Below are 22,561 nucleotides of genomic sequence, written 5' to 3'. Positions count from 1 at the left end.
TCAGGCCACCACGACGACGTCGGTGCCGACGCGGGCGAAGTCCCACATCAGCCGGGCGTCGGAGAGCCGCTGCCGGATGCAGCCGTGCGACTGCGGCGTGCCGAGCTGGGTCTCGCTCTGCAACGGCGTGCCGTGCTTGGTCGGGATGCTGTGGAAGCCGATCGCCGCGTGGGGCCCGTGCGCGAAGCGGACGAAGTACTGCATCACCCCGGAGTCGTCGACGCCGACGGCCCAGCGGGAGCGGGAGTACACGTCGTAGGTGCCCGGTCGCAGGTTGTCCGTGACGCTGCCCGAGACCAGGTACGTCGCCTCGACGGTGCCGTCCGGATCGACCAGCCACACCCGCTGCGCGCCCTTGGCGAACACCACCCGTCGCCCCTCGCCGCTGCCCGCCGGCAGCGCCGTGCCGGTCGGGTCGGCGGCCTCCGGCGCCGCGACCCGCGCCGGCGGGTCCGCGTCCCCGCGGTCGCCCTCCGCGCTGCTCCCGTCCGACCCGCCGGCGCGGTGGTGGGTGGACGAGGAGACCGCCACCTCGCCGCCGCCCCGCACCGCCTGCACCGGAAGCAGGCCGAGGCCGCCCAGGAGCGCGACGAGGGTGACGAGCAGGGAGAGACCGGCCGCAGCCACCCTGCCGTACCGCGGGCGTACCCGCGGCGGCGGCTCGAGGCGGTGCCGGCCCACCGGCGATCAGCCTCGCCGGAGGAGGTTCGCCGCGACGTCCCGGTAGGCCGTCGCGCCCTTGTTGGTGCGGGAGGTGGACAGGATGGTGCGACCCGCTGCCGGAGCCTCGGCGAACCGGATCGACTTCGGGATCGGCGGCTCGAGGACCTCGAGGTCGTAGGTCTCCGAGATCGTGTCGAGGACCGCGCGGGCGTGGTTGGTGCGGCCGTCGTACAGCGTCGGCAGCACGCCCCAGACCTCCAGGTCGCGGTTGGTGAACCGGCGGACGTCGTGCACCGTGTCGAGCAGCTGCCCGACTCCGCGGTGCGACAGCGTCTCGCACTGCAGCGGGATGACCACCCCGCGGGCGGCGGTGAGCGCGGCGACGGTCAGCACCCCGAGGGAGGGCGGGCAGTCCAGCAGCACCCAGTCGTACTCGCCGTCGAGGTCCTCGACGACCGTCCGGACGACGTACTCGCGACCGGTGCGGGTCAGAAGGTCGGCCTCGGCGCGAGCCAGCTCGATGGTCGCCGGCAGCAGGTCGACGCCGTCCTCGGTCGTCACCATGACCTCGGAGGGCGGCAGGCCCTTGGTGAGCACGTGGTGGATCGACAGCTCGAGGTCCTCCGGGTCGATCCCGAGGCTGAAGGTCAGGCACGCCTGCGGGTCGAGGTCGACGAGCAGGACGCGCTGGCCGAGCTCGGCGAGGGCCGTGCCCAGCGACGCGACCGTGGTCGTCTTCGCGACGCCACCCTTCTGGTTGGCGACGGCGATCACGCGGGTGGAGGACATCACGGCCCATCATGCCGCACCCGGGTTGCCGAGCCGACCACCGACCGCGATGCTGTGCCGCATGTCGCACTCCCCGAACCCAGCCGCTGCTTCCGAGGGCTCCCGACCGGGCACCCGCCGTTCGCTGGTGACGGGGGCCACCGCGGGCATCGGCCTGGAGTTCGCCCGCCAGCTCGCGGCGCGGGACAACGACCTGGTCCTGGTCGCGCGGGGCGCCGATCGGCTCGAGGCGGTCGCGGCCGAGCTGCGGTCGACGTACGGCGTCACGGTGGAGGTGCTCGGCGCCGACCTGACCGACCGGACCGAGCTGGCCAGGGTCGAGGCCCGCCTGGCCGACGCCGAGCGGCCGGTCGACCTGCTCGTGAACAACGCCGGCTTCGGACTCAAGGGCCGGTTCCTCGACAACACGGTCGACCAGGAGCAGGCGATGCTCGACGTGCTGGTCACCGCCGTGATGCGGCTGAGCCACGCCGCGCTCGGGCCGATGGCGGCGCGTGGCCGGGGCGGGGTGATCAACGTGTCCAGCGTGGCGGCGTTCCTGCCGCGCGGCACCTACGCGGCTGCCAAGGCCTGGGTCAACAGCTTCAGCGAGTGGGCGGCCAACGAGTACCGCGGCAGCGGCGTCACGGTGATGGCGCTCTGCCCGGGCTTCACCAAGACGGAGTTCCACGAGCGCATGGGGGTCCGGCGGGGCACGTCGTTCCTCTGGATGGAGCCGGGGCCGCTGGTGACGCGTGCGTTGCGCGACTTCGACAAGGGCCGGACGTTCTCGATCCCGGGCGCGCAGTACCGCGTGATCGTCGCGCTGACCAAGCTGGTCCCGTCGCGGGCCCTGCAGGGCTACCAGTCGATGGGCCGCAAGTAGCCGGCGCGGTCAGCCCTCGCCGGCGATGAAGGCACGCACCGCGTCGGCCACCATCTGCACGGCGATCGCCGAGAGCAGCAGACCGGCGATCCGCGTGACCAGCAGCACCCCGCTCTCGCGGATCAGCCGCAGGATCGGCAGCGAGAAGCGCATCGCGAGCCACAGCGAGACGTGGACCAGGATCACCCCGAGCGCCACGGCCGCGAACTCGGTGAACCCGTCGACCTTCTTGCTGAACACCATCGTGGCGACGATCGCGCCGGGGCCGGCGAGCAGCGGCGTCCCGAGCGGCACCAGTGCGACGTTGGTGTCCGCGGTGGCGGTCGGGCCCTCCTCCTTGCCGGTCAGCAGCTCCAGCGCGACGAGCAGCAGGAGCAGCCCGCCCGCGCACTGCAGCGCCGGCAGGGAGATGTGCAGGTACTCCAGGATCTGCTGGCCGAAGAACGCGAACGTGCAGATCACCCCGAAGGACACCGCCACCGCCTGCCAGGCGGCTCGGCGGGCGACCTGCACGGACCGACCGCCGGTCAGCGACAGGAAGATCGGGATCGTGCCGACCGGGTCCATGATCACGAACAGGGTCACGAACACCTCGGTGAGCAGGACCCAGTTCATGGGAGGAGCCTAGGAGACGCGCGACCCGCTGCCGACCACGGTGCATCATCGGGAGCGAAGGGGGTAAGGGGCGACGCAAGGTCCACCCTGCCCCCAAACGGGTGGGCCTCGGCGGATGTCGCCTCGCTCCCTCCCCGCCCTCCCCGGCGACGCGAGGCGGCACTTGGGGTCCGCCCCGCCACCGGACGGTGCGCGGGGCGGTCTCAGGGAGACCAGGCCCGCCCGTGCGCGGTGACCCGGTGGGTCACCAGGCCGGTCGGGGCCCGCCGAAGGGCATCTCCAGGGCCTCCGGACCGAAGCCGGTGACGTCGGCGAGCAGCCACTCGTCACGCAGCAGGAGCGCGGCCGACGCCGGACGGATCACCAGCCACAGCCACCGGCCCTCCGCCTCGCCGGCGAACACGGCCTTCGCGAGCAGGTCGTCGTCGTCGCGCGGGTCCACTGCCCAGAGCGGCACGGTGCGGCCGCCCGCGCGCACGTGGATCGCGTGCGGACCGTGGCCGACCTGCTCGCCCGGGTCGTCGTACGCCGTGCCGGCGCAGCGGGCTCCGAGGCCCACCCCGGAGTCCTCCGACACGATCGTGACCTCGACCGGTCCGTCGAGGTCGCTGGTGCCCACCGTCGTCGTGACCGTGGCGGTGGCCCGGTCCCGGCTCGCCACGCAGCCGAAGTCGGCGATCGACCAGCCCGGGCTCATCGGCCAGGGGAGGTAGGTGGGCAGGTCGCCGACCCGGCCGACGAGCTCGGCGAACGCGGTGTAGTCGGCGGTGTCCGGACGCCACAACGGCGCGATCTCGCCGTGCTGCTTGCAGGTGTAGGCGCCGTCCGTCTCGGTGATCGGGGACGTGCAACGAGGGCATGAGGCCGCGAGCGACACGCTTCGGAGCCTAGTGCTTCAGGCGTTCCAGCGGGCCACGACCGGCGTCTCGCGCTCGTAGCCGAGCACCGAGATCGTGGCGGTGTCCAGCTGGAAGAACCGGCCCTCGGCGACCGGCTGGTCCAGCCAGCGGGCGGCCAGCACTCGCGAGGCGTGACCGTGGCCCACGACCAGGACGCGTCCTCCGTGCGCCCGCACCCGGGCGACCACTCTGTCGAGCCGCCGGCCGACCTCCTCGGCGGTCTCCCCTCCCGGGCAGGGGCGGGTCCACACCGTCCAGTCAGGGACGGTCTCGCGGATGGTCGCGGTGGTCACGCCCTCGTACTCGCCGTACGCCCACTCGGCGAGGTCCTCGTCGACCTCGGCGTCCGGGAAGCCGGCCAGCTCGGCGGTGTGCCGGGCGCGCCGGCGCGGACTGGTCAGCACGAGGTCGAACGCGGTGCCCGCCAACCGCTCGCCGAGCGCGCGGGCCGCGGCCTCCCCCGCGGGCGTGAGCGGCACGTCCGTCGTCGAGGTGTGCCGCCCGGCCGCGCTCCACTCGGTCTCCCCGTGGCGCACCACCCAGAGCTCGGTCTCGGGCTCGGTCTCGGGCTCGGTCTCGGGCTCGGTCTCGGGCTCCGGTTCACCGCCGCCGTCGCGAGCGGGGCGGGAGGGGTCGGGCTCCGGCGGATCGGCAGTCATGGCCCGAGCCTTCTGCGATCATCGGGCGGTGACAAGTCCGGCCGGCCGGCCAACGTCGCCGCTCGGACGCGCACGCCTGGCCGCTGCGGCCGCGTTCGCCACCCAGGGCATGGTGTTCATCAGCCTCACCACACGCCTCCCGGACTTCTCCGACCGCTGGCACCTCTCGGAGATCGAGCTCTCCGGGCTGCTGCTGATGATGGTCCTGCTCGCCGGTGTCGGCTCCGTGATCGCGGAGCGGCTGGCCCGGGAGCGCGACTCGGCCGTGCTGCTGCGAGCCGGACTCGCGGTGATCGCCGGAGCGGTGCCGGTCATGGCGCTCGCCCCGGCCGGTGGTGTGTTCGTCGCGGGCATGGCGGCGTACGGCACGGCGCTCGGTGTGGTCGACGCGAGCACGAACATGCAGGCGGTGGCGCTCGAGCACCGGTACGGCCGGCCGATCCTGCCGTCGTTCCACGGGGCCTGGACGTTCGGCGGGCTGGTCGGCTCGGCGATCACGCTCGCCACCGCGCACCTGCCCCTGGGCGCGAGCGCCGGCCTGGCCGTCGTACCGCTGGTCGCGCTGGCCGGACCGTTCCTCAGGCGGGTGGGCGACCCGGTCGCCTCGGGGCCGCGCGTCGAGGTGCCCTGGCGCCCGATCGTCCTGGTGGGGATCGCGATGGTGCTCTTCTACATGGTCGACACGGCCGCGTTCACGTGGGGGCCGACCTACCTGGACCGGGTGTTCCCGACACCCTCGTCGCTGGTGGCGCTGGCCACCTTCCCCTACCTGCTTGCCAGTGGCGGGATGCGGCTGGCCGGCGACTCCGCCGTCGCCCGCTACGGGCCGGTGCGCGTGCTGCAGGTAGGAGCGCTGGTCGCGTGCACCGGCCTGGCCGTGGTGGTCTTCGCGCCGGCGTGGCCGGTGGCGGTCCTCGGCTTCCTGGTCACCGGCGCCGGGGTGGCCGTGATCGCGCCGTTGAGCTTCTCGGCGGCGGCCCGCATCGCCGGCGGCGCCGACGACCTCGACCCGCACCTGCGGCACGCACGGGTCGACGCCGTGATCGCACGCTTCAACCAGTTCAACTACGTCGGAGCGCTGATCGGGGCGGTGCTCACCGGACTGGTCGGGTCCGGCGACCTGAGGTTCGGGTTCGCCGTGCCGATGCTGCTGGTGCTGGGGATCCTGCCGCTGGCCCGGTCGTTCGCGCCGGCCGAGCCGATCTAGCTCAGGCCTCGGCCTGCGTGCCGGGCTGGTTTCGGGGCGCCGACAGCCCTTCGCGGGCTCAGGGCTGTCGCTTGCTCAACCTGTCCTCACGACGCAGCGCGTTCGTCCCTCACGCGTTGCTGCTCGGCCAGTTCTTGTCCGGCTGCGGCACGGGGCGGCCGGGCTGCTCGCCGCCGCGGGCCTCGAGGTAGTTCTGCTTGGGCACCATCACCTTGCGGCGGAAGATGCAGACGACCTTGCCGTCCTGGTTGTAGCCGATCGTCTCGACGTGGACGACGCCGCGGTCGTCCTTGGAGGTGCTCTCCCACTTGTCGAGCACCGTGGTCTCGCCGTACAGCGTGTCGCCGTGGAACGTCGGCGCCACGTGGCGCAGCGACTCGATCTCGAGGTTCGCGATCGCCTTGCCGCTGATGTCGGGCACCGACATGCCGAGCAGGATCGAGTACACGTAGTTGCCGACCACGACGTTCTTGCCGAACTGGGTGGTCTCCTCGGCGTAGTTCGTGTCGAGGTGCAGCGGGTGGTGGTTCATCGTGAGCAGGCAGAACAGGTGGTCGTCGTACTCGGTGACCGTCTTGCCGGGCCAGTGCTTGTACGTCGCACCGACCTCGAACTCCTCGTAGCTACGACCGAACTGCATGACGACTCACTCCTGTTCCACGGCCGGGACGGCAACCGTCCCATCGTGCCGAACGCCGGCGGCCACGGGAACCACGCCGGCACGTGGGCTTCCTCACGACGGCGCAAGGACCTTCGGCGCGAGATGCGGGGACTTCGACCCGTGCCGAGCGTCGTGGGGCTGACGAGGCTGAGAGGAGAGAGAAGGAAGAGGTGTGGCGCATGAAGGCGCTCGTCATGTACGAGTCGATGTTCGGCAACTCGGAGCGTGTCGCGCGTGCCGTCGCCGAGGGACTCGCCGAGCACGTCGAGGTCGTCGTCCGCGACGTCACCAGCTCCCCGGGCGGCGAGGTGCCCGTCGGCACCGACCTGCTCGTGGTGGGCGGGCCGACGCACGCTTTCTCGATGAGCCGACCGGGCACCCGTGAGGACGCGATCCGCCAGGGCGCTGGTCAGGGGCTGGCCACCCGCGGCCTGCGGGAGTGGCTCGAGGGTCTCGACCGCGACCTGCACGGCCTGCCCGCCGCGACGTTCGACACCCGGGTGTCACGCGTACGCCGCCTGCCCGGCTCGGCGGCGCGCAGCGCGGCTCGCGTGCTGCGCCGGCGCGGCGTGCGGATGCTCGTCCTGCCGGAGAGCTTCTTCGTCGACGACGTTGCCGGGCCGCTGAGCTCCGACGAGATCACCAGAGCCCGTGTCTGGGGCGAACGGCTGGCCGCCCAGCTGGTCGCCGAGGACGGCCGGACCCCGGCCCGCTGAGGCTCGCGATGGAGCTGATCGGCGGGTGGGTGCTCCCCGCAGCCTGGGCCGGTCTCGGCCTGACCATCGTCGTCTGCGCACTGCTCGCCTCCCGCAGCAGCGCGGCCCTGACAGCCGGCATCGCCGCGGTCAGTGTGCTCTGGGTCGTCGCCGGGGCGGGAGCGAACCTCGCCATGCTGCTCGACGGCACGACGTACACCGGCTTCGCGGACGGCTCGGCGATCCCGTTCGTCCGTGACACCTGGGAGTCGCTGGTGGTGCCGCACCACCACCTCTTCATCGGGCTGCTGATCGCGGGAGAGGCGCTCGCGGGGGTGCTCGTGCTGGTCCCGGGGAGGCTCCGCGAGGGCGCCCTGGTCGCGCTGGTGTGCTTCAACGCGACGTTGGTGGTGTTCGGCTGGGCGTTCGCGATCTGGGCCGTGCCACTGGTGGTGGCGCTGGTGCTGCTGCTCCGGGCGCAGCGTGCCGAGGACCCGCCCCTCAGGAGCCCCCGCCGCCGGCCTTCCGCCGGTGCATCTTCGGCGCGCCACCGGTCACCTCGGAGCCGTGTGCCTTCTCCTTGACCGGCTGGTCCTTGGGCACGCCGCGGTCGTGGGCCTGCTTGCGGTCGAGCGCCTCACGCATCTTCGCCTTGAGGTCGTCGTTCGCATGGTTCTCCGGCATCTCGGTCCTCACTCTGTGACGGCGTGCGGGCTGATGGCCTCCACCCTGTCACCCACGCGGTGACGCGTCGACCGGGTTGAGCCAGACACGCGCGCCCGACCGGCGCAGGAGTGGTCGACGCGACGTACCCGGCCTACCCGCCGGTACGCGCCCGGCCCCGGTACGCCGGGACCGCGATGGGAGGATTCGGGCATGTCCGAAGCACCCCGCAGGGCCGCCACGAGCGCGTCGTACTCGATCACCATGCGTCTGCACACGACGCTCGACCACACCCTGATCGGCGCCGTGGCCACGTCGATCGCCCACGGCGGCGGCATCGTGACCGCGATCGACGTCGCCGACTCCCGCCAGGAGGGACTCGTCGTCGACGTGACCTTCTCGGCGACCGACGCCGAGCACTCCCGCGAGCTCGTCGACGCCGTCGGCTCGCTCGCCGGGATCACCGTGCACAAGGTGTCCGACCGGACCTTCCTGCTCCACATCGGCGGCAAGATCGAGGTGCGCTCGAAGGTCCCGCTGCGCACTCGTGACGACCTCTCCATGGCCTACACACCCGGCGTCGGGCGGGTCAGCACGGCCCTGGCCGAGCACCCCGAGGACGTCGCGAAGCTGACCATCAAGGGCAACTCCGTCGCCGTCGTCACCGACGGGTCGGCCGTGCTCGGCCTCGGCAACCTCGGCCCGGGTGCAGCCCTCCCCGTGATGGAGGGCAAGGCGGCGCTGTTCAAGCAGTTCGCCGACATCGACGCCTGGCCGATCTGCCTCTCCACCCAGGACACCGACAAGATCGTCGAGATCGTCGAGGGCATCGCCCCGGGGTTCGGCGGGATCAACCTCGAGGACATCGCCGCTCCGCGGTGCTTCGAGATCGAGCGGCGGCTGCGCGAGCGGCTCGACATCCCGGTCTTCCACGACGACCAGCACGGCACCGCGATCGTGGTGCTCGCGGCGCTCGAGAACGCGCTGCGCTGCGTGCACAAGCAGATCGACACGGCCCGGGTCGTGGTGGCCGGCGCCGGCGCCGCGGGCACGGCGATCGTCACCCTGCTGATGGCCGCGGGCGTCACCGACGTGGTGGTGTGGGACCGCGAGGGCTGCCTGTCCCGCGACGACGACTCGCTGCCTTCCGCGAAGGCGGCGCTCGCGGCGCGGACGAACCCTCGCTGCGTGCGCGGCACGCTGCACCACGCCCTGCACGACGCGGACGTGTTCATCGGCGTGAGCGGGCCGGGGGTGCTCGACGCGGCCTGGATCGACGACATGGCTCCCGACCCGGTGGTGTTCGCGCTGGCGAACCCGGATCCCGAGATCGACCCGGCCGAGGCGGCCAAGCACGCGGCCGTGGTGGCCAGCGGCCGGAGCGACTACCCGAACCAGATCAACAACGTGCTGGCGTTCCCGGGCGTCTTCCGCGGCCTGCTCGACGCGCGGGCGTCCGACATCACGACGGACATGCTGCTGAGGGCCGCCGCGGCGATCGCCGGGGTCGTGACCGACGACCAGCTCAACGCGAGCTTCATCATCCCCAGCGTGTTCAACCCCGAGGTGCCCAAGGCGGTCGCCGCGGCCGTCCGGGGCGACGCTGCGCCGCCGCCCGCGTTCTCTGGCAGCAGGGTGGCGCCCTGACCGGCTGCGCCGCGGCCTCCCGGCCGGGCACGGCCGGTAGGCTGACCCGCTGACCGGCCGCCGGAAGGCTGCCAGGACCCGGGAAGGACGTGCGTGGCGACCCACATCGACGCGAAGGGCATCCGCCTGTCCCACGCGTACGACGGACCGCTCGACGTGCTGTTCGGGGGTCACAGGGTCTGGTCGTTCACGACTGCGCGCGACGCGGTGAAGGCCGGGGGCGGCCTGTTCGTCGAGTGGCCCAAGCCGCTGGCGGCGCGGCTCGAGGGTCAGGCCGACGTGACGCTGGTGCCGCACAACGGAGGGGATCCGTTGTTCTCCGGGCCGATCCGGTTCGGCGACTCGACCGTGCCGCTCCTGCTCGTCGACGACCTCGGCAACCCGCTCTCGCTGGACAAGGGCGGCCGGCTCCAGCGCACCTTCGACGACTTCGCCGACGAGTCCCGCGCCGAGCTGGTCGCCGCGACCCGCCGGGTGCTGGACGACCTCACGCACGCGTGCGGCCTGGACGCCTACCTCTGCTACGGCGGCCTGCTCGGCGCGGCACGCTCGGGGCGGATGATCGGGCACGACTCGGACCTCGACCTCGGCTTCCTGAGCCGCTACACGCACCCGTTCGACATCATCCAGGAGACCCGGGCGGCCGAGCGCACCATGGCCTCGCTCGGCTGGCAGGTCGTCCGGATGAGCGCCGCCAACTTCAAGATCTGGGTGCCGCTGCCCAGCGGGAAGCGGGCGGGCGTCGACGTCTTCGGCTCCTTCCACATCAACGACCACTTCCACATCACCGGGTCGCTGCGGGGCCGGCTGGACCGCGACGCGATCGTGCCGTTCGGCGAGATCGAGCTCGAAGGAGTGACCTTCCCCGCACCTGCCGACCTCGAGCGGTTCCTGGAGTTCACCTACGGACCGGGCTGGCGCGTGCCCGACCCGGCGTTCCACTTCGACCACCCGCCGGCGAACGTGCGCCGGATGTCGCACTGGTTCCGCGGCGCCCGCAACCGGCTGCCGCACTGGCAGGAGTTCTACCAGGGTCCGCACCGCCGGGTGCCGGCCGGCCCGTCGGCCTTCGTCACCTGGGCCGAGGAGCGGATGGAGCCCGGCAGTCCGGTCGTCGAGCTGGGCGCCGGCACCGGCCGCGACGCCGTGTGGCTGATCCAGCACGGCCACCACGTCCTCACCAGCGACTACTGCGCGGGTGCCCGCAAGGCCACGATCGCCTCGGCGGAGGCGGCCGGCGTCTACGCGCCGTACCGGCCCACGAACCTGGAGTCGCTGAAGTCCTCGCTGGTCTCGGCGACCCGGATCGCCCACGAGCCCGAGCCTCGGCACATCTACGCACGCGGGGTGATCGACGCGATCGCCCCGACGGGGCGACTCGGGCTGTGGCAGTTCTGCCGCGTGGCCGGGAGACGCGGCGGGCTGACCTTCCTGGAGTTCCGGACGCCGGCGAGCCGCGGCCTGCCGACGTTCTTCGGTGACCACCCCCGCACGTACGCCGACCCCGACGCCGTCGTCGAGGAGATCGCGCGCCACGGCGGCACGGTCGTCGAGAGGGTCGAGGGCCGCGGCCTGGCCCGGCTCGGCCAGGAGGACCCGGTCGTCTGTCGTCTCGTCGTCAGCTGGAGGAAGGGCACGTCATGAGGAACCCGCTGCGCCGGACCGACGCACGCATCGCGCGGCTCGAGGCCGAGGTCGCCGAGCTGATGGGGTCGGTCGAGGAGAACCGGCGGCTCAACGAGCGGCTGTCGGACGTCCTCGACGTGGTCACCGAGCTGCTCGTGCCGGCCGTCGACCGCGACGACGCCCGGCTGCAGTCGGCGCTGGAGAGCCTGCAGGCCGCGAGGAAGCGCGCCACCTGAGGGCGAGCGGGTCCAACGGCGGCTGGTTTCGAGGCTCGCCGGCGTGGTTCCTGAGCCTGACGAAGGGCTCGCACCTCAACCACCGGTGGTTGAGGTGCGGTTGCGCAGCAACCGCCTCGAAACCCGGGTGGGTGTCTGCGCCGGCTCTCGATGGTTTCGGCAGGCTCAACCACCGGGTGGTTGAGCCTGCCGAAACCTCATTTGAGCTTGTAGTCCTCGAGGATCCGGCGGCCGATGATCATCCGCTGGATGTCCGCGGTGCCCTCGCCGATGAGCAGCATCGGGGCCTCGCGGTAGAGCCGCTCGATCTCGTACTCCTTCGAGAAGCCGTAGCCGCCGTGGATCCGGAAGGAGTCCTCGACGACCTGGGAGCAGTACTCCGAGGCGAGGTACTTGGCCATGCCGGCCTCGAGATCGTTGCGCTGGCCGGAGTCCTTCTTCCTCGCGGCCAGCACGACCATCTGGTGGGCGGCCTCGACCTTGGTGGCCATCTCGGCGATCCGGAACAGCACGGCCTGGTGCTCGGCGATCTTCTTGCCGAAGGTCTCGCGCTGCTGGGCGTACTGGACGCCCAGCTCGAACGCCCGGGTCGCCACCCCGACGCCGCGAGCGGCGACGTTGACGCGGCCGACCTCGACGCCGTCCATCATCTGGTAGAAGCCCTTGCCGGGCTCGCCGCCGAGGATCTGGTCGGCGGAGATCCGGTGGCCCTCGAGCACCATCTCGGTGGTGTCGACGCCCTTGTAGCCCATCTTCTCGATCTTGCCCGGGATGGTGACTCCCTGCGCGGTCTCGCCGAAGCCGGACTCCTTCTCGACCAGGAAGGTGGTCATATTGCGATAAACAGAGTCGGCGCCCTCGTCGGTCTTCACCAGGACGGCGACCAGGTTGGCCGAGCCACCGTTGGTCAGCCACATCTTCTGGCCGGTGATCGAGTACGACCCGTCGTCCTGCTTGACGGCCTTGGTCTTGATCGCGCTCACGTCGGAGCCGCAGCCCGGCTCGGACATCGAGAACGCGCCCCGCACCTCGCCGGTGGCCATCCGCGGCAGGTACTTCTGCTTCTGCTCGTCGGTGCCGTGCTGGAGCAGCATGTAGGCCACGATGAAGTGGGTGTTGATGATGCCGGAGACGCTCATCCAGCCGCGGGCGATCTCCTCCACGGCGAGCGCGTAGGTCAGCAGGGACTCACCGAGGCCGCCGTACTCCTCGGGGATCATCAGGCCGAACAGCCCGAGCTCCTTGAGACCCTCGACGATCTCGGTGGGGTACTCGTCGGCGTGCTCGAGCTCCTGGGCCACCGGGATGATCCGCTCGTCGACGAACTGGCGGATGGTCTTGAGGATCTCCTCCTGGATGTCAGTCAGGCCCTCGGTCTCGCGCAGGCGACCCATGCTGGTGTGTCCTTCCGGATGGTGAGCTCGACATCGGTCCCGGCACGCGGGACGGCCTGGCACACAGGCGCTCGAAGATTACCCGGCAGTATCGCCCGCCACGGTGGGCCGTCGCCATGACCTACCTCACGCCGACGACCTGATCACGTCAGGAGCGGAGCACGATCCTGCGGGTCCAGGGGAACCGCGTCGCGAGCGCCTCGCGCAGCCCGGGGACCGGGCGCGCCGCGGCGTCGTCGAGCTGCCGGCGCAGCTCGTTGCGCTCGGTCCGGATCCGGCGTACGTCGTGCAGCATCTGCCCCGCCAGGGCGGTCGCCACGTCGGCCACCTCGGCCTCGGTCACCGAGTCGACCCGGCGGCGCGGCTCCAGCGTCTCGGCCACGAGCAGGTCGTGGACGTCGCCGATCACGTCGTAGCCGGCGCCCTCGATGTGCGCGACCGCGGCCCGCGCCCGCTGCCGGCACTCCTCGACGATGGCGTCGGTCGGCCAGTACTTCTCGCCGTTGCGGGTGGCGAGGCGCTCGTCGGCGAGGAACGTGCGGATGTAGACGCCCCGGTCGAAGGGCCGCTCGAAGTCCTCGTCCTTGAGGTGGTCGTTGATCCGGCGCAGCGTCTCGGCCTCGGCGACGCCCATCGACTCGTTGGGGAAGGTGGCGGAGAGGTCGAATGTGTCCGCGTCGAGCCCGACCAGCCCGGCGAAGCGCTGCCAGAGCAGCGTGCGCGGTGAGCCGGGCGGCGGCAGCGGCAGCACGTGGACCCGCCCGGCCGGCACCGTCGGCGCCCACCGCTCGAGCACCAGCCGGACGTCGAGCGTGCGCCAGTTCCACACCGACATCGGGCTCTCGGAGACCTCCGCCTCGGCGAACTCCGTCATCGTGCGCGAGTCACGGTTCTTCAGGCTCTCCTGCCAGCCGCCGGAGTAGAGCCCGACCGGCTCCCTGGCCGTGACCACCAGGTGCACCTCGGCCGGGGCGAGCTCGACGACCATCCGGGCCGCCTGCTCGGGAGCGGCGCCCGCGAAGAACTCGTGGCTGATCAGCGCCGTGCCGGGCCACGCGGCGATCTCCTGCTTCAGCACGCCCCACGACTCGCGCACGCGCTCCTCGTACGTCGCGAGGTTGGGGTCCTCCCGGATGATCCGCGTGGTCCACAGGTGGTCGCGGCGCTCGCGGCCGGGCAGCAGCACGCCCTGGGCGCGCATCCGCTCCCGGTCGGCCCACATCACGGTCTGCAGGTACGTCGTACCGGTCTTGGGCAGGCCGATGTGGAGGAAGACCTTCGCTGCCACGGCGCCGTCCTCCTTCGGGTCAGAGGCTGCGCTGGAACTCGGCGAGCGCGGCCTGGATCTTGTCCTTGTCCTGGGAGGCGACCGGGATCAGCAGCTCCTGGACGAGGTCGACCAGCTCCGCGACGCGCAGGTTGAGGTTGCGGTTCTCCTCCACCGCGGCCTCGAGCTCCTCGATCCGGGTGCGCATCTCGGTGACCAGACCACCTCCGACGGCGTCCACGACGCGTCGGCGCAGTCCTGCCGGCTTTCTCACCTGTGCCACTCCGCCACCAATCGGGCCAGCGTGCGGGCGGGCTGTCCCTCCGCACTCTCCACCTGGGTCTCCTCGCGGTGAACGATAACGGCTCCGCGTTCGGCCAGCTCGGCCGCCACCGTCTCGGCCGGGACCGCCGCGAGCAGCTGGGTCTCGCTGCGTCCGGTGCGCCCGCCGCTCCAGAACTCCAGGTAGAGCCGGCCGCCGTCACGCAGCGCCATCTCGCACAGCCGCCACGCGCCCGACCGACCGGCGGCGACCGTCGCGTCGGCCAGGTGGCGCGCCACGACGACCCGCTCCCCGGGTGCGTGCGCCAGACGGGCGCCCTCGGCCAGCGTGGAGCGGAGCGAGAGCAGGTTGACCTCACGCACGGTCAGGTCGAGCCCCTCCTCGTCGGCGACCGCCCGGGCCTTCTCAACGGCCCGGGGCACGAAGTCCAGCGCGGTCACGGCCGCGCCCTGGCGCGCGAACCAGAGCGCGTCCCCACCGCGTCCGGCGCCGAGGTCGATCACCTGCCCGGGCACGCCCTCCCGGTCGACGACGAGCTGCGCCAGCCCACTCGGCGCAGCGGGAACCGGCCGCTCGCGGTTGCTGCTGTGCTTGCGTTCCCACTCGCTGCGCAACACCCGGATGCCGCGGAACCAGCCGTTCAGGCGGAGCACGGTCGGGCGCGCCGTCTCGAAGTGGTACGCCGGGTCGGGAACCCGCCAGCCCGGCCCGTAGGTGGCCTCGAGGAGCCGCTCCGGGACGGCGGGCACCGGCAGCTCGCGGCCCTCCAGGGTCGCGGTGGTCAGCGGGTAGATCCAGTCCAGCTCGAAGGGCGCCCCGATCTCGCCCATCAGGTAGAGCATCGGCGGCCGGTCGCCCACCGGCTCGGCGATGAAGCCACCGAAGACGTCCAGGCCACGGCGGAACCCGTCGGCCTCGATCACCTCGACCTTGAAGGCGATCCCGCTGTAGCGGTACGTCGTGTAGCCCAGCCGGCCCAGGTGGCGCTGCAGGTGGAAGGACTCGAGGATCACGTCGAGCGGGTGGTGGTGCCGGCTCACGTAGCCCAGGTCGGCGTCGCTGTCGTGGCCGATCAGCCCGCCCTGGCGGACCGCGCCGAGCAGCGTCCCGTAGGCCAGGAACGCCTCGACGCCGGCGTCGTGGATCGCCGCGAGCACCTGCTCGATGGAATCGAGCAGCGGGGCGACCTGCTCGGGGGTGCGGGTGTCGAAGGTCTGGGACAGCCGGTTGGACTTGTCGAGCCCGAGCGGCTTGCCGTCGGGGCTGACCACGGCGATGCGTCCGTCACCGGAGCCCAGGCGCACCTCCTCGTCGTACAGGGTGACGCCGGAGACGTGTGCGACCAGGGAGAGCCGCGTGCTGCCGTCGAGGAACCGCACCAGCGCGCTGGGCCACTCGGCCACGCGGGCTCCTCCCCCGGCGGACGTGCTGTCGCGCTGGAGCCAGAACGACCAGACCCGACGGCCGTCGAAGCACACGTCGACGACGTCGTCGGCCGGGGACCGGAACCAGATGCCGCGGTCGTCGACGCGCACGGCGTCGACCTCGGGGGGAACCGCCGTCACGTCGGCTCAGCCCTCGACGAACGAGTTGGCCCGGGACAGGTCGTCCTCGAAGTCGACCTCGACGACCTGGTACTGCGAGATGTCGACGGCCTCGACCCGCATGCCGTCCCGCTCGATCGCCAGCTCGAGCCCGCGCTCGAAGTAGTCCTGGTCGTCGGCCTCGTCGAGCCGCGCGATCAGCGCAGCCTTGTCCTCGCCCGCCACGTAGTTGATGCCGACCGCCTCGCCGAGGCCGTCCACCACCGACTTGGACAGCTCGCGGATGTAGCCGTCGTCGTCGAGGGTGTACTTGACCTCCTCCTCGGCGACCGAGGCGGTGTTGACGCAGACGAAGCTGCGTCCGGCCTCGATCTTGTCGTGGATCAGGCCCAGCACCCGCCGGTCGAAGACCACGTCGCCGTTGAGCCACAGCACCCCGCCCGGCTGGGACAGCCGCAGCGCCTTGAGCAGGCTCTTGGACGTGTTCGTGGAGTCGTAGACCTCGTTGTAGACGAACGAGATGTCGGGCATGGCCTCGATGACCAGGTCGAGCTTGAAGCCCACGACGGCGGTCACGAACACCTCGTCGCCGTACACGGCGCGCAGCGAGTTCACCGCCCGGCGCATGATGCTCTCGCCCGTGTTCAGCGGGGTCAGCGGCTTGGGGTGCGGCTTGCCGAGGCGGGTGCCCAGACCGGCGGCGAGGATGACGACCTGGATGGCCACGAACGGGTACCTCGTGTCTCGGGGGTGCGAGGGGTCGCGCCATCCTACAAAGGAGGCGACCACCGCCCTCCGGCCGTGGCACAGTGGCGCGGTGCTCCTGGAGACCGAGCGGCTGCGGATCCGTGACTGGACGCTGGACGACGCACCCACCGTGCTCGACATCCTCGGCCGGATCGAGGTCGTGAAGTGGCTGGGCGACGGGCCGCCGAACCTCTGCCAGGACCTCGACGACGCGCGGTCCCGGATCGAGCGCTGGCGCGGCCGCAGCGACCCGCCCCTGGGCTACTGGGCGATCGAGGTCGCCGACGGCAGCACCCTCCACGGCCGGCCGATCGGCTCGGTGCTGCTCGTCCCGCTCCCGAACGGCGACGGGGAGGTCGAGATCGGCTGGCACCTGCACCCGGACGCCTGGGGCCGCGGTTACGCGAGCGAGGCGGCACGGGCCGTGCTGCGGCACGGCTTCGCGGGCGGCCTGGAGGAGATCCACGCGGTCACCCACCTGACCAACGGGCCCTCGCAGGCGGTGTGCCGCAAGGTCGGCATGGAGCACCGCGGCGTGACGCACCTCTGGTACGAGGAGCCGTCGGAGCACTTCGTGGCCAGACGAGATTGAGCAGAGCGTGGCCACACGAGGATGAGCAGAGCGTGGCGACTCGGGAGCGCTGGTCAGGCGGCGACGGCCTCGGCCTCGCCTGAGGGCGGCGCGGCCAGCACGACCAGCGCCATCCCGGCCAGGATCATCGCCAGGCCCACGAACGCGGTCGCCTCAGGCACCTGACCCAGCCACGCGGCCGCGATCAGCGAGGCGCCCGGGATCTCGAGCAGGATCGTCAGCGACACCACCATCGGCGACACCGTCGCGAGCAGGTGGTTGAACACCGAGTGCCCGAGCAGCTGGGCGGTCGCGGTGAGCAGCAGCAGCTTCAGCCACTGGTCCTGGGCGTACCCGGTCAGCGGCTGGCCGGCCACCACCGCGGCGACGAGCAGGGCGGCGGCCGCGGTGCCGTAGCAACCCAGGGTGTACGTCGACGTGGGCAGCCGCTGGCGGGCCCGCCCGCCGATCACGGCGTACGCCGCGACGCCGAGCGACCCGACCAGCGCCAGACCGTCGCCGGCCAGCGCCCGCGCCGAGATGGAGAGGTCGACGCCGCCGACGACGACCGCGCCGGCGGTCGCCAGCAGCACCCCGAGCACGACGCGCCGGCCCACGGGGGCGCCACGCGCGAGGTCGTAGCCGACGACCCAGATCACCTGCAGCGACACGATCGCGGTGCTCGACGCCACCGACGTCATGCCGAGCGAGGTCACCCAGAAGCCGAAGTGCGACGCCAGGCAGAGTCCGGCGACGCCGACCAGGACCAGGTCGCGCGGACCGGCGGCCGGCGCGCCCGGGGTCGCCGGCCTCGGGTGGGCGGCACGCCACCCGGCCACGGGCGCGATCGCCACGCTGGCCAGCGCGTTGCGCCAGAAGGCGATCGGGAGCGCGGGCACGGCGAGCGAGGCCATCAGCGGCGCGGCGAGCGAGACCGCGAGCACGCCGACGCCGAGGAGCGCGAGGGTGCCGCCCCTCACGGGCGATCCCGCGACCGGGCCGGTCACGGCACGCGGATCTGTCCCCGAGCGATCGGGTGGACCTCCCCGGCCACGTGCACGCGCGAGACCGTCGCCCCGGCGCCGTCGCCGTCGACCTCGACGCGACCCAGGAGTACCGACGGGCGACCGAGCTCGGTGCCCTGGCTGATCCGGTACCGGCCCGCGTCCTCGAGCAGGCCGCGCGCGTGCAGGGCCAGCGCGAGCCCGGCCGCGGCGGATCCGGTCGCCGGGTCCTCGGGCACCGAGAGGCCCGGCACGAACACGCGGCTGTGCACGTCGAGGCCGTCCGTGGTGCGGTCACGCACGGCGTACAGGTTGAGGCCGTCGAGCGGGTCACCCGTCTCGGGAAGGCGCGCGATCTCGCGGACGGCCCGCGCCGGGACGCGTGCCCGTGCGACGGCCTCGTCGTGCACCGGCAGGTGGACGAAGGTCAGCCCGGTGCCGGCCAGCCACACCTCGCCGTCCGCGTCGGAGAGGTCGAGCCCCACCGCCTCGAGCAGCTGGGCGGCGAACGCCTCTCCCAGAGGGCCGACCCGGTCGCGCGGAGCGGCCGAGAGCTCGACCAGGTCGTCCTCGAAGCGGACGCCGATCTCGCCGGCTCCGCACTCCTGCACGACCGACGCCTGGTCCAGCCGGCCCCGGTCACGCAGCACCCAGGCGGTGCCCAGGGTCGGGTGGCCGGCGAAGGGGATCTCGCCACCCGGCGTGTAGATCCGGCAGCGGTAGCGACCACCGTCCACCGGAACCGGGAACGTGGTCTCGGAGAAGTTGAACTCACGCGTGATCGCGAGCAGCGCCGCGTCGGGCAGGTCGCCGGCACCGTGCACGACGGCGAGCTGGTTCCCCGCGAACGGTGACTCCGCGAACACGTCGACCACGTCGTAGTCCAGAAAGGCGTCGGGCATGGCCACATCCTGCCCCAGCCACCTCCGGCGGGGCCCTAGGCTTGACCCCTGTGAGCACCACACCGTCCCGCGTCTTCGCCGCCCGGCTGGTGGGACTCCCGGTCTTCGACCCCCAGGGCGACCAGGTCGGCAAGGTGCGCGACGTCGTGGTGGTGCTGCGCGCCGACGTCCGCCAGCCGCGCGTGGTGGGCCTGGTGGTCGAGGTGTTCGGCCAGCGACCGGTCTTCGTCCCGATGACCCGGGTCACCGGCATCGACCCCGGACAGGTGATCACGACCGGGCTGCTCAACATGCGCCGCTTCGAGAAGCGCGCCGCCGAGACGCTCGTGATCGGCCAGATGCTCGACCGCAAGGTGCGCGTGAAGAGCAGCGGTGTCGAGGGCACCGTGTACGACGTCGCCATGGAGCAGACCCGCACGCGCGACTGGGTGCTGTCCCGGGTGGCCCTCGAGGAGGCCGTCAAGGGCTTCCGCCGGCGCGGCCAGACCCACGTCGTCGCCTGGGACGACGTCGAGGGCCTGCACCGGCGCGAGGCCAACCAGGGTGCGACGAACCTGATCGCCTCGCTGTCGGACCTCAAGGCCGCCGACGCCGCGAACGTGATCCACGAGCTCACGCCGGAACGCCGCGGCCAGGTGGTCGCCGCACTCAACGACGAGCGGCTGGCGGAGGTCCTCGAGGAGCTCCCCGAGGAGGACCAGGTCGAGATCCTCGAGCACCTGACCCACGAGCGCGCCGCCGACGTCCTCGAGGAGATGTCGGCCGACGACGCGGCCGACCTGATCAACGACCTGCCGCCCGAGACCGCCGCGCACCTGCTCGAGCTGATGGAGCCCGACGAGGCCAAGGACGTCCGCCGCCTGATGTCGTACGGCGAGGAGACCGCCGGCGGCATGATGACCCCCGAGCCGGTGATCCTCTCCCCCGACGCCACCGTCGCCGAGGCCCTCGCCCGGGTGCGCAACGAGGACCTCACGCCGTCGCTGGCCGCGCTCGTCTACGTCTGCCGGCCCCCGCAGGAGACGCCGACGGGCAAGCTGCTGGGCGTCGCGCACATCCAGCGGCTGCTGCGCGAGCCGCCGTCCGAGCTGGTGGCCGGGGTGCTCGACACGTCGATCACCTACCTGCACGCCGACGCGACGCTGGAGGACGTCGCGACCTTCCTCGCGACGTACAACCTCGTGGCCGCACCCGTGGTCGACGAGGACGGGCGCCTGCTCGGCACCGTCACCGTGGACGACCTGCTCGACCACCTGCTGCCCGAGGGCTGGCGCGACCGGAAGGTCGGCGCCTCGTGAGCACGGCGACCCCGGAGTCGCGGCGACCCGAGCGCAAGCCGGACAAGAAGACCGAGAAGAAGGGCGACGACCGCCCGCGCGTGCCGCGCCTCGACCTGCCTCGTGAGGTCCGGCGCCCCTTGATCGGCCGGATGCTCGACCGGGCCACCGCCCCCGACCAGGACCGCCTCGGCCGGTTCGCCGAACGCTTCGCCCGGTTCATGGGCACGGCGCGGTTCCTGATCTACATGACCCTCGTGGTCGCGGTGTGGATCGGCTGGAACTGGGTGGTGCCGAGCGACCTGCGGTTCGACAAGTACCCGTTCATCTTCCTCACCCTGATGCTCAGCCTCCAGGCGTCGTACGCCGCCCCGCTGATCCTGCTCGCGCAGAACCGCCAGGAGCTGCGCGACCGGGTCATCACCGAGCAGGACCGGCAGGCCAACGCCCGGGCGCACGCCGACATGGAGTTCCTCGCTCGCGAGGTCGCCTCGCTGCGGATGGCGCTCGGCGAGGTGGCGACCCGCGACTTCCTGCGCTCGGAGCTGCGCGACCTGCTCGAGGAGCTGGAGGAGCGCCAGCGCGCCGACGCCGAGGACGGCGAACCGGCCGCGGAGTGAGGTGCGCCATACTGCGCGGACGGCCGCGGGTGGGACCGCGCAACGCCGCGTAGGCTCGTCCCCATGACATCCCCCGTCCTGGAGCAGGTTCACGCTGCCCTTGCGACCGTGAACGACCCCGAGATCAAGCGCCCGATCACCGACCTCGGCATGGTCGAGTCGGTCGACGTCGACGACACCGGCAAGGTGTCGGTCAAGGTGCTGCTCACGGTCGCCGGCTGCCCGCTGAAGGACACGATCAACCGCGACGTCACCGGAGCCGTCTCCCGGGTCGCCGGGGTCACCGGCGTCGACCTCCAGCTCGGCGTGATGAGCGCCGAGCAGCGCGCCGGCCTGCAGGAGCTCCTCCGCGACGGCCAGGCCCAGCGCGAGATCCCGTTCGCCCAGGCCGGCTCGCTGACCAAGGTCTACGCGATCGCGTCCGGCAAGGGCGGAGTCGGCAAGTCCTCGGTCACGGTCAACCTCGCCCTCGCGCTCGCCGCCCAGGGCCTCAAGGTGGGCCTCGTCGACGCGGACATCTACGGCCACTCCGTGCCGGCCATGCTCGGCGTCGCGGACAGCCGGCCCACCCAGGTCGACGACCTGATCATGCCGGTGCCCACGGCGAGCGGCGTCTCGGTGATCTCGATCGGCATGCTCAAGCCGCGCCGCGACCAGGTGGTCGCCTGGCGCGGACCCATGCTCGACCGCGCGCTGGTCCAGATGCTCGCCGACGTGTACTGGGGCGACCTCGACGCACTGCTCCTCGACCTGCCCCCGGGCACCGGCGACGTCGCGATCTCGCTGGGCCAGCACCTGCCCAACGCCGAGGTGATCGTGGTGACCACCCCGCAGGAGGCCGCCGCCGAGGTCGCCGAGCGGGCCGGCACGATGGCCTCGATGATGCACCAGCGCGTGATCGGCGTCGTCGAGAACATGTCCTTCCTCGCCTGCCCGCACTGCGCGGCCGAGGGCAAGGAGCACCGGCTGGAGATCTTCGGCGCCGGCGGTGGCGCCCGGGTGGCTGCCACGCTGAGCCAGCGGTTCGGGTACGACGTACCCGTCCTGGGCGAGATCCCGATCGACCTCGCGCTCCGCGAGGGCGGCGACAGCGGCAAGCCGGTCATCGAGGCCGACCCCACCTCGCCGTCCGCGCAGGCCCTGCTCGGCGTGGCCGACAAGCTCTCCGGCCGCGGCCGCGGGCTGGCCGGCCTCCAGCTCGGCCTCACGCCCTCCTCGAAGTTCTGAGCCCGGCGGAAATCCGGCTCGTTCCGGGATCCCGCACACCCGGTCCCTAGACTCGGCGCATGTTCGGAGTCGGGCTGCCCGAGTTGGCGGTGATCGCGCTGGTCGCGGTGATCGTGTTCGGCCCCGACCGCCTGCCCGACTACGCGCGACAGGCCGGGCGGATGGTGCGCCAGCTCCGCAAGTTCGCCGAGTCCGCCCAGCAGGACCTCCGCGACGAGCTCGGCCCCGAGTACGCCGACCTCAAGCTCACCGACCTCGACCCCCGCGTCGCGATCCGCAAGCACCTGCTCGAGGCGATGGCCGAGGAGGACCTCGACGCGACCGGCACCCCGGTCGACCGCCCGAAGCGCCCCGTCCTCGGCCCGGACGAGCGGCCTCCGTACGACGCCGAGGCGACGTAAGAGTTGCCTGCGGCGCTTGTGCGGCTGCGCCGCACGGGGGTCCGTGGTTGCGGATGCGGGGCGTGTCCCGGCGTCCCCCTCGCTCGCTGGGGAGTGCGT

General features: G+C 72.3%; 26 protein-coding genes. 12 read left to right on the top strand and 14 right to left on the bottom strand.

Annotated features, from left to right (window positions below; translation table 11 throughout):
• Positions 1-681 (bottom strand): L,D-transpeptidase, encoded by a 681-nt coding sequence (locus EFL26_RS01870; RefSeq protein ID WP_123221168.1) that lies wholly within the window; start codon positions 679-681, stop codon positions 1-3.
• Between the two features lie 6 nt (positions 682-687).
• Positions 688-1,452, bottom strand: a complete 765-nt coding sequence (locus EFL26_RS01865) for a ParA family protein (RefSeq protein ID WP_123221167.1) — start codon at positions 1,450-1,452, stop codon at positions 688-690.
• A 61-nt stretch (positions 1,453-1,513) separates the two neighbouring features.
• Here EFL26_RS01865 and EFL26_RS01860 point away from each other — a divergent pair, with 61 nt between their 5' ends.
• Positions 1,514-2,317 (top strand): SDR family NAD(P)-dependent oxidoreductase, encoded by an 804-nt coding sequence (locus EFL26_RS01860; RefSeq protein WP_123221166.1) that lies wholly within the window; start codon positions 1,514-1,516, stop codon positions 2,315-2,317.
• Between the two features lie 9 nt (positions 2,318-2,326).
• Here the strand turns inward: EFL26_RS01860 and EFL26_RS01855 are convergent, their stop codons facing one another.
• The 3 genes from EFL26_RS01855 to EFL26_RS01845 form a co-directional block, all read right to left on the bottom strand.
• Positions 2,327-2,932 carry a MarC family protein gene (locus EFL26_RS01855; RefSeq protein ID WP_123221165.1) on the bottom strand — a complete coding sequence of 202 codons (606 nt, stop codon included), beginning with the start codon at positions 2,930-2,932 and terminating at the stop codon, positions 2,327-2,329.
• Between the two features lie 244 nt (positions 2,933-3,176).
• Positions 3,177-3,809, bottom strand: coding sequence for a DUF6758 family protein (locus EFL26_RS01850; protein WP_123221164.1), 633 nt, complete (start codon positions 3,807-3,809; stop codon positions 3,177-3,179).
• An 18-nt stretch (positions 3,810-3,827) separates the two neighbouring features.
• Complete coding sequence (locus EFL26_RS01845) at positions 3,828-4,490, bottom strand: histidine phosphatase family protein (protein WP_123221163.1); 663 nt, start codon at positions 4,488-4,490, stop codon at positions 3,828-3,830.
• A gap of 28 nt (positions 4,491-4,518) precedes the next feature.
• Here EFL26_RS01845 and EFL26_RS01840 point away from each other — a divergent pair, with 28 nt between their 5' ends.
• Positions 4,519-5,697: an MFS transporter gene (locus EFL26_RS01840; RefSeq protein ID WP_123221226.1), complete on the top strand. Its 1,179-nt coding sequence runs from the start codon at positions 4,519-4,521 to the stop codon at positions 5,695-5,697.
• A gap of 109 nt (positions 5,698-5,806) precedes the next feature.
• On the opposite strand, the gene EFL26_RS01835 is transcribed toward EFL26_RS01840, so the two are convergent.
• Positions 5,807-6,337 carry a MaoC family dehydratase gene (locus EFL26_RS01835; protein WP_123221162.1) on the bottom strand — a complete coding sequence of 177 codons (531 nt, stop codon included), beginning with the start codon at positions 6,335-6,337 and terminating at the stop codon, positions 5,807-5,809.
• Between the two features lie 200 nt (positions 6,338-6,537).
• On the opposite strand from EFL26_RS01835, the gene EFL26_RS01830 reads away from it, so the two are divergent.
• Positions 6,538-7,074, top strand: a complete 537-nt coding sequence (locus tag EFL26_RS01830) for a flavodoxin family protein (protein ID WP_123221161.1) — start codon at positions 6,538-6,540, stop codon at positions 7,072-7,074.
• Positions 7,075-7,082: 8 nt separating this feature from the next.
• Entirely contained in the window at positions 7,083-7,637 is a 555-nt protein-coding gene (locus tag EFL26_RS24960) for a hypothetical protein (RefSeq protein ID WP_123221160.1), read from the top strand.
• On the opposite strand, the gene EFL26_RS01820 is transcribed toward EFL26_RS24960, so the two are convergent.
• Positions 7,555-7,737 carry a DUF5302 domain-containing protein gene (locus EFL26_RS01820; protein ID WP_123221159.1) on the bottom strand — a complete coding sequence of 61 codons (183 nt, stop codon included), beginning with the start codon at positions 7,735-7,737 and terminating at the stop codon, positions 7,555-7,557. The genes EFL26_RS24960 and EFL26_RS01820 overlap by 83 nt on opposite strands.
• A 192-nt stretch (positions 7,738-7,929) precedes the next feature.
• On the opposite strand from EFL26_RS01820, the gene EFL26_RS01815 reads away from it, so the two are divergent.
• The 3 genes from EFL26_RS01815 (at position 7,930) to EFL26_RS01805 (ending at position 11,225) form a co-directional block, all read left to right on the top strand.
• Positions 7,930-9,363 carry an NAD-dependent malic enzyme gene (locus EFL26_RS01815; protein WP_123221158.1) on the top strand — a complete coding sequence of 478 codons (1,434 nt, stop codon included), beginning with the start codon at positions 7,930-7,932 and terminating at the stop codon, positions 9,361-9,363.
• Positions 9,364-9,456: 93 nt separating this feature from the next.
• The gene (locus EFL26_RS01810) at positions 9,457-11,007 is read left to right on the top strand and encodes a class I SAM-dependent methyltransferase (protein WP_123221157.1); all 1,551 of its coding nucleotides are present in this window, start codon (positions 9,457-9,459) and stop codon (positions 11,005-11,007) included.
• Positions 11,004-11,225 carry a DUF6752 domain-containing protein gene (locus EFL26_RS01805; protein ID WP_123221156.1) on the top strand — a complete coding sequence of 74 codons (222 nt, stop codon included), beginning with the start codon at positions 11,004-11,006 and terminating at the stop codon, positions 11,223-11,225. Before EFL26_RS01810 ends, EFL26_RS01805 begins: the two co-directional genes overlap by 4 nt.
• 197 nt (positions 11,226-11,422) lie before the next feature.
• On the opposite strand, the gene EFL26_RS01800 is transcribed toward EFL26_RS01805, so the two are convergent.
• The 5 genes from EFL26_RS01800 to EFL26_RS01780 form a co-directional block, all read right to left on the bottom strand.
• Positions 11,423-12,619 carry an acyl-CoA dehydrogenase family protein gene (locus tag EFL26_RS01800; protein WP_123221155.1) on the bottom strand — a complete coding sequence of 399 codons (1,197 nt, stop codon included), beginning with the start codon at positions 12,617-12,619 and terminating at the stop codon, positions 11,423-11,425.
• A 148-nt stretch (positions 12,620-12,767) separates the two neighbouring features.
• Positions 12,768-13,907 carry a hypothetical protein gene (locus tag EFL26_RS01795; RefSeq protein WP_123221154.1) on the bottom strand — a complete coding sequence of 380 codons (1,140 nt, stop codon included), beginning with the start codon at positions 13,905-13,907 and terminating at the stop codon, positions 12,768-12,770.
• Between the two features lie 19 nt (positions 13,908-13,926).
• The gene (locus EFL26_RS01790; RefSeq protein ID WP_148046601.1) at positions 13,927-14,160 is read right to left on the bottom strand and encodes a DUF6752 domain-containing protein; all 234 of its coding nucleotides are present in this window, start codon (positions 14,158-14,160) and stop codon (positions 13,927-13,929) included.
• The gene (locus tag EFL26_RS01785; protein ID WP_123221152.1) at positions 14,157-15,734 is read right to left on the bottom strand and encodes a LicD family protein; all 1,578 of its coding nucleotides are present in this window, start codon (positions 15,732-15,734) and stop codon (positions 14,157-14,159) included. Before EFL26_RS01785 ends, EFL26_RS01790 begins: the two co-directional genes overlap by 4 nt.
• Before the next feature lie 6 nt (positions 15,735-15,740).
• Positions 15,741-16,439 carry a phosphocholine cytidylyltransferase family protein gene (locus EFL26_RS01780; RefSeq protein ID WP_183407985.1) on the bottom strand — a complete coding sequence of 233 codons (699 nt, stop codon included), beginning with the start codon at positions 16,437-16,439 and terminating at the stop codon, positions 15,741-15,743.
• A gap of 91 nt (positions 16,440-16,530) precedes the next feature.
• Here EFL26_RS01780 and EFL26_RS01775 point away from each other — a divergent pair, with 91 nt between their 5' ends.
• Positions 16,531-17,052, top strand: a complete 522-nt coding sequence (locus tag EFL26_RS01775; RefSeq protein WP_221176798.1) for a GNAT family N-acetyltransferase — start codon at positions 16,531-16,533, stop codon at positions 17,050-17,052.
• Between the two features lie 53 nt (positions 17,053-17,105).
• Here EFL26_RS01775 and EFL26_RS01770 read toward each other — a convergent pair whose 3' ends face one another.
• Entirely contained in the window at positions 17,106-18,011 is a 906-nt protein-coding gene (locus EFL26_RS01770; RefSeq protein ID WP_221176797.1) for a DMT family transporter, read from the bottom strand.
• 23 nt (positions 18,012-18,034) lie between these two features.
• Positions 18,035-18,937 carry a PhzF family phenazine biosynthesis protein gene (locus EFL26_RS01765; RefSeq protein ID WP_123221150.1) on the bottom strand — a complete coding sequence of 301 codons (903 nt, stop codon included), beginning with the start codon at positions 18,935-18,937 and terminating at the stop codon, positions 18,035-18,037.
• 50 nt (positions 18,938-18,987) lie between these two features.
• On the opposite strand from EFL26_RS01765, the gene EFL26_RS01760 reads away from it, so the two are divergent.
• From EFL26_RS01760 to EFL26_RS01745, 4 genes are all read left to right on the top strand, one after another.
• Positions 18,988-20,235 carry a magnesium transporter MgtE N-terminal domain-containing protein gene (locus EFL26_RS01760; RefSeq protein ID WP_123221149.1) on the top strand — a complete coding sequence of 416 codons (1,248 nt, stop codon included), beginning with the start codon at positions 18,988-18,990 and terminating at the stop codon, positions 20,233-20,235.
• Between the two features lie 131 nt (positions 20,236-20,366).
• Positions 20,367-20,834: a DUF1003 domain-containing protein gene (locus EFL26_RS01755; RefSeq protein ID WP_123221223.1), complete on the top strand. Its 468-nt coding sequence runs from the start codon at positions 20,367-20,369 to the stop codon at positions 20,832-20,834.
• 63 nt (positions 20,835-20,897) lie between these two features.
• Positions 20,898-22,061: a P-loop NTPase gene (locus tag EFL26_RS01750; RefSeq protein WP_123221148.1), complete on the top strand. Its 1,164-nt coding sequence runs from the start codon at positions 20,898-20,900 to the stop codon at positions 22,059-22,061.
• Between the two features lie 59 nt (positions 22,062-22,120).
• Positions 22,121-22,462 carry a sec-independent translocase gene (locus EFL26_RS01745; protein ID WP_123221147.1) on the top strand — a complete coding sequence of 114 codons (342 nt, stop codon included), beginning with the start codon at positions 22,121-22,123 and terminating at the stop codon, positions 22,460-22,462.
• The last annotated feature ends 99 nt before the right edge of the window (positions 22,463-22,561 follow it).

It is taken from the genome of Nocardioides pocheonensis (assembly GCF_003725535.1).
GTDB classification, from domain to species: Bacteria; Actinomycetota; Actinomycetes; order Propionibacteriales; family Nocardioidaceae; genus Marmoricola; species Marmoricola pocheonensis.
This window is presented reverse-complemented; position numbering and strand designations above follow the sequence as displayed.